We start from the raw sequence: 12,173 nt of genomic DNA on the forward strand, positions 1-12,173 counted from the left end.
TCTCGCTGCCGACGTGGCCGGCCGTTCAAATCGAGGAGGACGACGTTTTGCGCATTGGGAACATTACGATCGGCTCACTCGATGACTGGACGTTGACCCCAGGCGCAGTGACCTCGTGGCACCCGACGGACGCGGCTCAGCAGAAGGTTCGACAAGCGCCGGTCAGCTCGGTGCCGGTCAGCTACATGCAGGGCCAACATCTTCGTAACTATTGCGAACGGGCGGCCGCGGGACTGAACTTTTCTCGGCAAATCATCGCTACCTGTGAGATTGCCGGCCGGTGTGACATCGCGGCCATGGATCACGCGGTCAATGCATACCTGCGTCGGCACGACACCTTCCGCAGTTGGTTCGAACCCACCGGTGGTGGCGAGTTCGTCAGGCATACCGTCAGTGAGCCCGCGGATATCGCATTCGCGCCGATCGAGCACGGCAACATGACGGTCGACGAAATACGCGATCACGTCGTGGCCATCCCGAATCCGCTGGAATGGGGCTGCTTCACCTTCGGGATCGTCCAAAGCGAGAGCCACTTCACCTTCTTTGCCGCGATGGACCACGTCCACGGGGACGCGACGTTGATCGGCACGACGATGCTGGAGGCCAACGGAATGTATGCGGCCGTCAGTGGAGGCGGACAACCCCTTGCACTTCCCGATGCCGGCAGCTTTGACGACTTCTGTTCCCGCGAGCGCCAGTACACCTCGACTTTAACTTTAGAATCGCCTCAAGTACGCGCGTGGATCGACTTCGCGGAGAACAACAACGGTAGCTTTCCTGAATTTCCACTCCCCCTGGGCAACCCGTCGGAGTCGAGTGCCAGTGGCATGGCCTCCGAACTCTTGATGGACTCAGCACAGACGGCGCGATTCGAATCAGCTTGCACGGCGGCCGGCGCGCGCTTCGTCGGCGGGTTGTTCGCCTGCCTAGCCCTCGTTGAGCATGAGTTCACTGGTGCTCTGACGTACTACGGGCTCACTCCCAGAGATTCCCGCAGCGGCGTGGACAATTTCATGACACAGGGTTGGTTTACCGGCTTGATCCCGATCACGGTGCCCATAGCTGCGGCCTCGTTCAACGATGCCGCGTGGGCAGCGCAGGCCTCGTTCGATTCGGGTCTGGACATGGCGAAGGTGCCGTATTACCACGTAATGGAACTGGCGCCGCAGTTACGCTGGCCACAGCCGAACTTTTTGGTGTCGAACTTTTTTCACGGCGGAGCCGCCCCTCTGAACGCTGTTCTTGCCGCAGCCGATATGGGCCTGGCGAACAACATCGGCATCTACTCTGACGGCCGGTATTCCTATCAACTGACCATGTATCTATTTCGGTACGGCGATGGTGTGGCAATCGCAATCATGCATCCCGATAACCCGATCGCCCAGAAATCAGTTGCCCGCTACATGGTGGCGATGCGGTCGGTGTGCGCGCGGGTCGCTGATAGCGGGCACTGGGGACGCGTCGCATAGCGTGGAGCACTTCGATGGACAGCGTCGAGCGAGGGTGAGGCCGATATGCGACGGCTAGCCGATTTCGTGGTGCGGTGGCCCTGGGCAGTGATAGGGATCTGGGTCGCGATCGCGGTCGCGCTACCGCTCAGCTTCCCATCCCTGGGCGAGATGGCCCAGAAGCATCCGCTCGCCATCCTGCCCAGCGATGCACCGTCGAGCGTCACCGCTCGAAAGATGACCGAGGCGTTTCACGAATCGGGCTCAGAAGACCTGCTGCTGGTGGTCCTGACCAACGACAAGGGCCTTGGTCCCGCCGACGAAGCCACGTACCGCAAGCTCGTCGACCGGCTGCGCCAGGACCCGCGAGATGTCGTGATGTTGCAGGATTTCATCAGCACACCGCCGCTGCGTCCGGCCTTGACCAGCAAGGACAACAAAGCCTGGGTGCTGCCGGTCGGCGTTGCGGGCGAGCTGGGCACTCCGCGTTCTTACGCAGCTTTCAACCGGATCGGCGATATCGTCGAACACACCGTCGCCGGAACGACCCTGACCGCAAACCTCACCGGTCCCGCGGCCACTGTCGCAGACCTGACGGTAGCGGGCGATCGGGATCGGCTGCCGATTGAGCTGGCGATCGCCGTGCTGGTGCTCATCGTTCTACTGGTGGTTTACCGCAGCGCGATCACGATGCTGCTGCCGTTGATATCGATCGGGCTGTCCCTGGCGATCGCACAGGCAGTGGTTGCCGGCTACTCCCACCTGACAGGTTCGGGTGTTTCGAATCAGTCCATCGTGTTTCTGAGTGCGATCATGGCCGGCGCCGGAACGGATTACGCAGTCTTTCTGATCAGCCGCTATCACGACTATCTGCGCTCAGGCGTGGATTTCGATCAGGCGGTCGAACGCGCAATGATCTCGATCGGGAAAGTGATCGCCGCGTCCGCGGCCACCGTGGGAATCACGTTCCTCGTCATCAGCTTCGCCCGGATGGGAGTGTTCAAGACGGTCGGAATCTCGTCGGCGATTGGGATCGGCGTGGCATTCCTTGCCGCGGTGACGTTGCTGCCGGCGATTCTCGCGCTGGCCGGGCCACGAGGCTGGGTGAAGCCGCGGCGCGAGTTGACCGCTCGGTTCTGGCGGCGTTCGGGCATCCGCATCGTGCGCCGGCCGAAGGTGCATCTGGTCGCCAGCGTGCTGGTGTTGATCATCCTGGCCAGCAGCGCCGGTTTGGTGCGCTATAACTACGACGATCGCAAGGCCCTACCGTCTTCTGCTCCGAGTTCCATCGGATATGCCGCGCTGGATCGCCATTTCCCGGTAAACGAGTCCATTCCGGCGTACATCCTCGTCCAGTCACCGCATGACCTCCGCACGCCGCAGGCCCTCGCAGACCTGGAGCAGCTGGCCGACCGGGTCAGCCAACTGCCGAATGTCGCCGCGGTCAGCGGCATCACTCGCCCCAACGGGCATGTGCCAGAACAATTCAGAGCCACCTATCAGGCGGGCGCTATCGGCACGTTCCTGGCCGGCGGATCTGACCGGATCAATGACCACACCAATGACCTCAACCGGTTGGTGGAAGGGGCGGGCACGCTGGCCGACAACCTCGGCGATGTGCGCGGCCAAGTCAGCCGGCTCGCCACCAGCGTCCAGAGCCTGGTCGACGCTTTCTCATCGATGAAAACGCAATACAGTGGCGACGCGTTGGTCAAGCAGGTCGACACCGCAGCCAAGCTCGTCGACCATGTCAACTCGCTCAGCAACACCATGGGCTGGAACTTCTCAGCTGCCAAAAATGTGTTCGGGTGGATAGGTCCAGTGCTGATGGCCCTGCAGGGCAACCCGGTCTGCGATCTCGACGAGTCCTGCAGCGCCACCCGCGCGGAGTTCGAACGACTGGTCGGTCCACGCGGCCGAGAGGACCTCGACGCGATCAACGACCTGGCCGGACAGCTGCAGTCATTCCCGGACAAGCAGAGCCTGAACGCATCGGTAGCCCGAGTGCGTGGTGCCCTGACGAACCTCACCAAGGTGATGCATTCCATGGGCATGGACAAACCCGGTGGCTTGCAGGGGAACCTCAGCAGCCTGCAAGATGGCGCAGACCGGTTCGCCGGCGGGAGCCGGCAGGTGGCCGACGCGGTGGCTCAACTCGTTGAGCAGGTCAAACAGCTGGGCACCGGGCTCAATGAGGCAGCGGCGTTTCTGCTGTCGCTGAAACACGACGCGGCGCACCCGGCGATGGCCGGATTCAATATCCCGTCCCAACTCCTGCGCCTAGAAGAGTTCGCCAAGGCCGCCAACATATTCATCTCACCAGACGGCCACTCGGTGCGGTACCTGGTTCAAACCAAACTCAATCCGTTCAGCACCGAAGCGATGGATCAGGTCAACACGATCACCCGGACCGCTCGGGATGCCCAACCGAATACCGCATTGACGGACGCCACGGTGTCGATGGCCGGATACACCGTGAGCCTGCGGGACACCCGCGACTACTACGAACACGACATCCGGTTCATCATCGCGGTAACCCTGCTTGTCGTGCTGCTGACGTTGATCGCGTTGCTGCGCGCAGTTGTCGCGCCGCTGTATCTTGTTGCTTCCGTGGTGATTTCGTATCTGTCGGCAGTGGGTATCGGTGTGCTGGTGTTTCAATTCATACTCGGCCAGCAATTACATTGGAGTGTGCCCCCGCTGGCGTTCGTGGTGTTGGTCGCGGTGGGAGCCGATTACAACATGCTGCTCGTCTCGCGAATGCGGGACGAGTCGCCGCACAGCATGCGTTACGGCGTCATTCGCACCCTGAGTTCGACCGGCGGTGTGATTACCGCTGCAGGTCTGATCTTCGCTGCCTCGATGTGCGGTCTGTTGTTCTCCAGCATCGGCACTGTGGTCCAGGGCGGTTTCGTGATCGGTGTGGGAATTTTGCTGGATACCTTCTTGGTGCGCACCATCACGGTGCCCGCCATCGCTGCGCTGGTCGGGCGGGCGAACTGGTGGCCGTCACGAGTGCGGACAGGGGTTCGCGAGCACGCATGAGGTATGTGAGACTAGAGACGCCGAGCGGTCAGGAGTAGGGATGAAGAAACTACTCGCAGGAGTGATGGCGCTGGTAACTGCCAGCGCCACGGGGTATTTCGGCATCGAGCGTGCATCGGCTGACGAAACACCGGTCGGTGGGACGTCGACCCCCGGCACGTCAGCCGACCGGACCGCGTATGCGCTCGGGGGCGCTCATGTGCTGGGCATCCCCTATGACGAGTACATCCGCCGCGAAGGCGAGGAGTGGTTCCCCGGCCTCAAGCGACAAATCGTTCCCTACCCCGCAGGGCAGGTTCAGGGCCACGTGCTGGAACGCCTCTTCCCGGGCATCGGCAAGATCGGGGATGACATCTTCCCTGGCCTAGGCTTGGACGGCCCCAGTGTGGGCGAATCGGTCGACGAGGGCGAGAACAACCTCGATGCGGCGATCCGCAACGGCGGCCCCGGTACCGCGATCGGCCTCTCCGAGGGCTCGCTCGTGCTGGACGCCGTACAGGCTCGACTCGCAAATGACCCGACGGCTCCGCCGCCGGACCAACTGAACTTCGCCACGTTTGGCGACCCGATTGCGCGTCACGCCTTCGGTGAAAGTTTCCTGACCGCAATGTTCCCGGTCGGGTCCGTTGTTCCCGCAATGGACTACCGCATACCACCTCCGGTGGAAAGCCAGTACGACACCCACATGTTCGTCTCTGCCTACGACTCGATCGCCGACTTCCCCGACCGGCCGGATAACCTGTTCGCCCTCGCCAACTCGCTCATGGGCCTCGCGACCGGACATACGGCTGTTGCCTTCACCAACCCGAGCATGGTGCCGCCGCAGAACATCCGGTCGACGGTGAACTCCAAGGGCGCGACAACCACGACATATTTCATCCCCGAAAAACACCTTCCGCTGGTCCTGCCATTGACGTACATCGGGATCGACGAGGACACGCTGAACAAGCTTGACGCGATATTGCTGCCCAGGGTGAACGCGGCGTATTCGAGGAATGACGATCCGGCGACCGCTCCGATCCAGGTAGACCCGGTGAACGGCTTCGACCCCGCGGCCGTCACCGCCCCCGCCACCCAGGCGACCTTCGGCGGCGGCGCCGACCCGTTCTCGCAGATCCTCAGCGGTGCCGCGTCGGTGTTATCCAACGGACCACGCTGACAACCGGCTGCGAGCCGACGAGTTCGACGAACTACTACCGACGTAATGTGACGCCTATGCCCGACTCATCGATCCTCTCGATGCTGCACGGCCGTGCCAGCCTTCGGCCTCAGGACATAGCGTTCACTTTCACCGACTACGAGAACAACTGGGCAGGTGTTCCCGAAAGTCTTACCTGGGCGCAGTTATCCCGCCGGACATTGAACATGGCCCGGGAGCTCAGCTCCTATGGGTCAGTCGGAGACAGGGCCGCAATCCTGGCCCCCCAGTCGCTTGACTACATTGTGGCGTTTCTGGGATCCATGCAGGCCGGGCTGATCTCCGTTCCGCTCCCCTTACCGCACCGCGGTTCAAGTCATGAGCGGGTCAGTGCAGTCCTTGCCGATACGGCGCCCTCAGTTGTGCTCACCACGTCGGCGGTCGCAGAGGACATCGCCGAATATGTCGATCAAGCACACCTGGAGGCGATGCCGAAGATCGTCGAGGTCGATTCAGTGAATCTGGATGTCGATAGCGGAATGACCGTTCAGACAGCGGATTTGCCCAGCACGGCCTACTTGCAGTACAGCTCGGGTTCAACCCGACTGCCGACCGGGGTCATGATCTCGCACCGCAACCTCCAGGTGAATTTCGAGCAGCTGATGCGCGGCTTTTTCGCAGACTCGCACGTGAAGGCCCCCCCGAACCTCACGGTCGTTTCGTGGTTGCCGTTCTACCATGACATGGGTTTGGTGCTGGGTGTCTGCGCACCGATCCTGGGCGGGTATCACAGCGAGCTGACGAGTCCGATTTCGTTCTTGGAGAGGCCGGCCAGATGGGTGCGTTCGTTGGCCGCGAGTCCTCATGCGTGGTCAGCGGCCCCGAATTTCGCCTTCGACTTAGCCGCCCGTAAAACAACCGACAATGATCTGGCCGGGCTCGACCTCGGCGGGGTGCTGGGCATCATCAGCGGTGCCGAACGTGTCGAGCCGGCCACCTTGCAACGCTTCGTTGACCGGTTCGCGCACTTCAACTTCCGGGACGATATGGTGCGTCCGTCATACGGCTTGGCGGAGGCGACCGTCTTCGCGGCGGCCGGCACCTGGAGTGAATCGTCGGAGTCGGTCCACTTCGATCGCGATGAGCTGTCCGCTGGGCGCGCTCAGCGATGTGCCGCCGGGACCGGTACAGAGCTGGTCAAATACAAAGTGCCGCAGTCACCCTCGGTGCGGATCGTCGACTTCGACACGCACCGCGAGTGCCCGCCCGGCTTGGTCGGTGAGATCTGGGTGCACGGCGCCAATGTCGCCGACGGCTACTGGCGCAAATCGCCGGAGGAGCAGCGGTGCTTCGGCGCAATGCTCGTCGACCCGTCGCCGGGCACGCCTGACGGACCCTGGCTGAGAAGCGGCGACCAGGGGTTCATCTCCGAGGGTGAGCTGTTCATTGTCGGCCGCATCAAGGATCTGCTGATCGTCCACGGTCGCAATCACTACCCCGAGGACATTGAGGCGACGGTCCAGCAGATCACCGGTGGTCGGGTCGCGGCGATATCGGTTCCGATGAACAGCACCGAGAAGCTGGTCACCGTCATCGAGCTCAAGAAGCGCGGCGATTGCGACGAGGAGCCGATGCAGTGGCTCACCCGCGTCAAAAGCGACGTCACCTCCGCGATATCCAATGCGCACGGCCTGAATGCCGCGGACCTGGTTCTGGTATCGCCCGGGTCGATTCCCACCACGACGAGCGGCAAGATCCGACGCGCCGCCTGCATCGAGCAGTACCACCAGGACCAGTTCGCCCGGCTGGACGCCTAAGCCGGCGGTTGGACGCACCCAGAACTGCAAATGCTGGTCACTGTCCTGATCATGGCCCTTGCCGTCAGCGTCGAGCCGTTCCGGATCGGCATGGCCGTGATCATGCTGAACAAGCCCAGACCTGCGCTGCAACTGCTCGCATTCTTAGGTGGCGGTTTCGTCATGGGAACGACGGTGGGGCTGGTTGTTCTGTTCGTCCTGCGACGCAGACTGCTCGGGTCCACCTACTTCACTGTGCCCAGAGTTCAGATCCTGATCGGGCTCCTGGTGCTGATGGTCGCTTTCGTCGTAGCCGTCGACCTCCCCGGGCGGGTGGGTTGGCGGCCGACAGAATTGCCGACATCGGCCCAACGACTGCTGAGCGGGGATTCGCTGTACGTCGCGGGAATCGCCGGTCTCGGCATCGCATTGCCGTCAGTGGACTATCTCGCCGCGCTGGCCGTGATCCTCGCCTCTGGAGCGGCAGTCCTGACCCAAGTCGCTGTGTTGTTGATGTTCAACGTCGTGGCCTTCGCGTTCATCGAGGTTCCGCTGCTGGCCTATCTGCTGGCGCCCAAGGCAACCGGCAGCTCGGTGACGGCGCTGCACGACTGGATTCGATCGCGTCGTCGCCGTGAAGTCGCAATCCTGCTGGCCGCGTTGGGCTGTGTGTTCGTCGCAGTCGGTGCCGTCGGGCTTTGACTGGCAGCTAATCGCCGGTACTCACCTCGGCGATACTGACGCGGCGGCCCGGCGCACGGATGGGCAGCATCGCCAGCAGCCCCGCCGCGAGTACGACCAGCAGGCCCCCCAGACCGGCCCGGTCAGCACCGAACAGATCGATGAACGCGAAGAACATCGACGGCGCCAGAAATGCTGCTGCTCGCCCGGTGGTGGTGTAGAGCCCGAAGGCCAGTCCTTCCTTGCCGTCAGCGGTCATTCGCAGCAACAGAGCGCGCGCCGACGACTGGGTTGGGCCGATGAACAGACACAGCGTGAGGCCGCATACCCAAAACGCCAGCGGCCCCGACAGCGCCAGCAGCAACAGCCCGACTGCAATCATCGAGGCCAGCGAGCCGAGGATGACAGTCTTGGACCCGACACGCTGGTCGAGCAGACCGCCGCAAACAGCGCCTACGGCGGCCACAGTGCACGCCGCCACGCCGAATAACAACACGCTGGCCTCTGAGATGCGATACACGTTGACGCCCAACACTGCCCCGAACGCGAACACGCCCGTCAGCCCGTCCCGGAACACGGCGCTGGCCAGCAGGTAGTAGACGACGTTACGGTCGCGGCGCCACTCGCCAACAAGGTCCGACCAGAACTGGCGAGCCGCGCTCAGCGCGGCGACCGGTGCAGCCTCACCGGGGATAGCCGGCGGTTTCGGCGCCCAGATCAACAAAGGCAGCGCGAACAGCAGAAACCAGGCTCCGGTCAGCAGCATCGCCATCCGCACGTTCAGACCATCGGCGGTCGAAATGCCCAGCGCACCAGCCACCGGCCCGTCTCCTGCGATAAAGCCGACGTACACCGCCAACAGCAAGGTCACGCTGCCGGCATAGCCTGCGGCCAAGCCGAAGCCGGATATCCTGCCGGAGGTCTCCGGCGTGGAAATCAGCCGCAGCGTCGCGTTGTACGGAACAGTGGCCAGGTCGCTGCAGGCTGCGGTGGCGGCCAGCAGTATCAGGCCCGGCAACAGGTAGCGGGCGTCGTCGCGGACCAAACTCATCATCGCGGTCAGCGCCGCCACCGTCCCGGTCAGCGCGGTCAGCACGTTACGGCGTCGCCGCGGGTCAGCGACCCAACTTCCGGTCATCGGGGCGAGCAGGGCGACGGCGACGCCGGCGACCGTCATCGCCCGGCCCAGCGAACTCGTCGGCGACGTGCCCCCACCGGCTCCCACCGATGCGGTCAGATAAACCGGGAAAACGAACGTTATGACGACCGCATTGAGGCCCGTCGCTCCGCAATCCCATAGCGCCCATGCCAGCAACGGGGATTTCCGCACGGTCACAAACCTTATAGCTGCCGCCGGTTCGGCTGCCGCGAGCGTGCGGGTACGGTCAGCCCTCGGGCTCCAGCAGCACGTCGGCGTCGAAGCAGCTGTGATCGCCGGTGTGGCAGGCACCGCCGACTTGGTCGACCGCCAGGAGCACCGCGTCGCCGTCGCAGTCCAGCCGCACCGAATGCACATGCTGGGTATGGCCCGACGTGGCGCCCTTGACCCACTGCTCACCGCGGGACCGCGAAAAATACGTCGCCTCGCGGGTTTCCAACGTGCGGGCCAGCGCTTCGTCATTCATCCACGCGACCATGAGCACATCGCCGCTGCTGCGCTCCTGCACGATCGCGGTGAACAGACCGTCGGCGTTGCGCTTCAGACGCGCCGCGATTGTCGGATCGAGCGTCATCGCACCGTAATCCCTTCAGCGGCCATCGCCGCTTTCACCTGCCCGATCGTCAGCTGGCGGAAGTGAAAGACGCTGGCGGCCAGCACCGCATCGGCCCCCGCGGCCACTGCCGGTGCGAAGTGCTCGGCCACTCCGGCCCCGCCACTGGCAATCACCGGCACGGTCACCGCGGCCCGGACCGCGCGAAGCATCGCAAGGTCGAAGCCAGCCTGGGTGCCGTCAGCGTCCATCGAATTCAGCAGGATCTCCCCCACTCCCAGTTCGGCTCCGCGAGAAGACCATTCGACGGCGTCGATACCTGTGCCACGCCGGCCGCCATGTGTGGTGACCTCCCAGCCCGACGGCGTCGGCGGCGACCCGGCCGGCACGGTGCGCGCGTCGACGGACAACACGATGCACTGGGAGCCGAATGCTCGCGCCATCTCCGCCAGCAGGTCGGGGCGTGCGATCGCGGCGGTATTGATCGACACTTTATCCGCACCCGCCCGAAGGAGCATGTCGACGTCGGCGACCGTGCGCACGCCGCCGCCGACGGTGAGCGGAATGAACACTTGCTCGGCGGTACGGCGCACCACCTCCAGCATGGTGGCTCGGCCCGACGACGAGGCGGTCACGTCGAGAAAGGTCAGCTCGTCAGCACCCTCGGCGTCATAGGCGGCCGCGAGTTCAACCGGATCGCCTGCGTCGCGCAGGTTTTCGAAGTTGACGCCTTTGACCACCCGACCGGCGTCGACGTCCAGGCACGGAATCACCCGCACGGCGACATCCATGCTCAGTAGCTCTCAGGGTCGCCAACGGCCCGCAGCAGCTCGAGCATCTGAGCGTGCACGCCTGGTGCGGCCGCCAGCGCTGACCGCGATTGCGGGGTCCACTCTTCCCCGGCCAGATTGGTGACGACGCCGCCGGCCGCCCGTACCAATGCCACGCCGGCCGCGTGATCCCACACATGGTCACCGAAACTGATTGCACCGCCTAGGATGCCGTCGGCGACGTAGGCGAGATCGATGCCGGTAGCACCGTGCATGCGCAGCCGCGACGAAACTCGGCTCAGACTCTCCAGCACCGCCAGCCGGTAGCGTCCTGGGAACCGTCCCCGCGACTCGACATTGAACGTGCCGATGCCGATGACCGAATCGGTCAGTTCGGTGTGCTGCAGCGGAGGCTGCGGGGCACCGTTTTTGAGCAGCGGGCTGCCGACCACGGCCGTGTAATGCTGCCCGATGAACGGCAGCCAGGTCAGACCTGCGACCGGATCACCGTCGTGCAACAGGCCCAGGAGGATGGCCGCCATGGGAGATCCGGCTGCATAGTTGAATGTGCCGTCGACCGGGTCGAGTACCCAGACCCACGGTGAGTCGAGGTCCGCACCGCCGAACTCTTCGCCGTGCACCTCAATTCCGGTGTTCTTGACCAAGGCGTCGACGACTTGGCGTTCGATGGCCAGGTCGACCTTGGTGGCGAAGTCGTCACCCTTTTTGGCCACCGCGGAGTCGGCGCGGTGGCCTTGCAGAAAGGGGTCGGCGGCGGCGTCGAGGACCGCCGACGCTTCGGCCACCAACGCATCGAGGTCCTTGGTGTCCACGGTCATTCGCGCACCGCCGCCAGAGCTTGCGGCAAAGTGAAACGCCCCGCATACAGAGCCTTTCCGACGATGGCGCCCTCGACTCCGCTGTCGGCGAGCGTGGCGATGGCACGCAGATCGTCGAGGCTTGACACCCCGCCGGAGGCGATCACCGGGGCATCGGTGCGGTGCGCCACCGAACGCAACAGGTCCAGGTTCGGCCCGGTCAGCGTGCCGTCCTTGGTGACGTCGGTGACGACAAAACGTGAACACCCCTCGCGGTCAAGACGTTCCAAGACATCCCACAAGTCGCCGCCGTCGGTTTCCCAACCGCGTCCGCGCAGCCGGTGCGCACCATCGACGATCTGCACATCCAGGCCGACGGCAACGTTGTCGCCGTGTTCGGCGATTACCGCAGCGCACCACTGCGGGTTTTCCAGGGCCGCGGTGCCCAGATTGACTCGGGCGCATCCGGTGGCCAGCGCGGCGGACAGCGAGTCGTCGTCGCGGATACCGCCGGACAGTTCGACGTGCACGTCGAGTTTGCCGACAACCTCGGCAAGTAGTTCGCGGTTGGATCCGCGCCCGAAGGCGGCGTCGAGGTCGACCAGGTGGACCCACTCGGCCCCGTCGCGCTGCCAACCCAGCGCGGCGTCGATTGCCGAGCCGTATTCGGTTTCGCTGCCTGCGCGCCCCTGCACCAGCCGCACCGCGCGGCCGTCGACGACATCGACGGCCGGTAATAACGTCAGCACAGTGCCTCCCGCGGCG

At 64.1% G+C, this 12,173-nt stretch carries 10 protein-coding genes; 5 read left to right on the forward strand and 5 right to left on the reverse strand.

Annotated features, from left to right (window positions below; translation table 11 throughout):
• Positions 1-47: 47 nt before the first annotated feature.
• Genes AC5Y42_RS13525 through AC5Y42_RS13545 form a run of 5 tightly spaced genes read left to right on the forward strand, consistent with a single transcriptional unit; the run spans position 48 to position 8,129 of the window.
• Positions 48-1,469 (forward strand): condensation domain-containing protein, encoded by a 1,422-nt coding sequence (locus tag AC5Y42_RS13525; RefSeq protein ID WP_499899017.1) that lies wholly within the window; start codon positions 48-50, stop codon positions 1,467-1,469.
• A gap of 45 nt (positions 1,470-1,514) precedes the next feature.
• Positions 1,515-4,493, forward strand: coding sequence for an MMPL/RND family transporter (locus AC5Y42_RS13530; RefSeq protein ID WP_499898787.1), 2,979 nt, complete (start codon positions 1,515-1,517; stop codon positions 4,491-4,493).
• Positions 4,494-4,533: 40 nt separating this feature from the next.
• Complete coding sequence (pe, locus tag AC5Y42_RS13535; RefSeq protein ID WP_499898788.1) at positions 4,534-5,652, forward strand: acyltransferase PE; 1,119 nt, start codon at positions 4,534-4,536, stop codon at positions 5,650-5,652.
• A 56-nt stretch (positions 5,653-5,708) separates the two neighbouring features.
• On the forward strand, positions 5,709-7,448 hold the full coding sequence (locus AC5Y42_RS13540) for an AMP-binding protein (RefSeq protein ID WP_499898789.1): 1,740 nt from the start codon (positions 5,709-5,711) through the stop codon (positions 7,446-7,448).
• Positions 7,449-7,478: 30 nt separating this feature from the next.
• Positions 7,479-8,129, forward strand: a complete 651-nt coding sequence (locus AC5Y42_RS13545; protein WP_499898791.1) for a GAP family protein — start codon at positions 7,479-7,481, stop codon at positions 8,127-8,129.
• A gap of 7 nt (positions 8,130-8,136) precedes the next feature.
• Here AC5Y42_RS13545 and AC5Y42_RS13550 read toward each other — a convergent pair whose 3' ends face one another.
• The 5 genes from AC5Y42_RS13550 to priA are packed head-to-tail and all read right to left on the reverse strand — an operon-like array spanning position 8,137 to position 12,157.
• Entirely contained in the window at positions 8,137-9,444 is a 1,308-nt protein-coding gene (locus tag AC5Y42_RS13550) for an MFS transporter (protein ID WP_499898792.1), read from the reverse strand.
• Positions 9,445-9,493: 49 nt separating this feature from the next.
• Positions 9,494-9,841 (reverse strand): phosphoribosyl-AMP cyclohydrolase, encoded by a 348-nt coding sequence (gene hisI, locus AC5Y42_RS13555; RefSeq protein WP_499898794.1) that lies wholly within the window; start codon positions 9,839-9,841, stop codon positions 9,494-9,496.
• The gene (gene hisF, locus AC5Y42_RS13560; protein ID WP_499898795.1) at positions 9,838-10,611 is read right to left on the reverse strand and encodes an imidazole glycerol phosphate synthase subunit HisF; all 774 of its coding nucleotides are present in this window, start codon (positions 10,609-10,611) and stop codon (positions 9,838-9,840) included. Before hisF ends, hisI begins: the two co-directional genes overlap by 4 nt.
• Before the next feature lie 2 nt (positions 10,612-10,613).
• Positions 10,614-11,429 carry an inositol monophosphatase family protein gene (locus tag AC5Y42_RS13565; protein ID WP_499898797.1) on the reverse strand — a complete coding sequence of 272 codons (816 nt, stop codon included), beginning with the start codon at positions 11,427-11,429 and terminating at the stop codon, positions 10,614-10,616.
• Positions 11,426-12,157 (reverse strand): bifunctional 1-(5-phosphoribosyl)-5-((5-phosphoribosylamino)methylideneamino)imidazole-4-carboxamide isomerase/phosphoribosylanthranilate isomerase PriA, encoded by a 732-nt coding sequence (priA, locus tag AC5Y42_RS13570; protein ID WP_499898798.1) that lies wholly within the window; start codon positions 12,155-12,157, stop codon positions 11,426-11,428. Before priA ends, AC5Y42_RS13565 begins: the two co-directional genes overlap by 4 nt.
• Positions 12,158-12,173 lie beyond the last annotated feature (16 nt).

The sequence above is a fragment of the Mycobacterium sp. NGS48 genome, from assembly GCF_059812585.1.

Bases quoted from the DNA above. Each gene is read 5' to 3' on its own strand.
- AC5Y42_RS13565 (WP_499898797.1), bottom strand. From the start codon at position 11,429: ATGACCGTGGACACCAAGGACCTCGATGCGTTGGTGGCCGAAGCGTCG.
- AC5Y42_RS13530 (WP_499898787.1), top strand. From the start codon at position 1,515: ATGCGACGGCTAGCCGATTTCGTGGTGCGGTGGCCCTGGGCAGTGATA.
- AC5Y42_RS13540 (WP_499898789.1), top strand. From the start codon at position 5,709: ATGCCCGACTCATCGATCCTCTCGATGCTGCACGGCCGTGCCAGCCTT.
- hisI (WP_499898794.1), bottom strand. From the start codon at position 9,841: ATGACGCTCGATCCGACAATCGCGGCGCGTCTGAAGCGCAACGCCGAC.
- pe (WP_499898788.1), top strand. From the start codon at position 4,534: ATGAAGAAACTACTCGCAGGAGTGATGGCGCTGGTAACTGCCAGCGCC.
- AC5Y42_RS13545 (WP_499898791.1), top strand. From the start codon at position 7,479: ATGCTGGTCACTGTCCTGATCATGGCCCTTGCCGTCAGCGTCGAGCCG.
- hisF (WP_499898795.1), bottom strand. From the start codon at position 10,611: ATGGATGTCGCCGTGCGGGTGATTCCGTGCCTGGACGTCGACGCCGGT.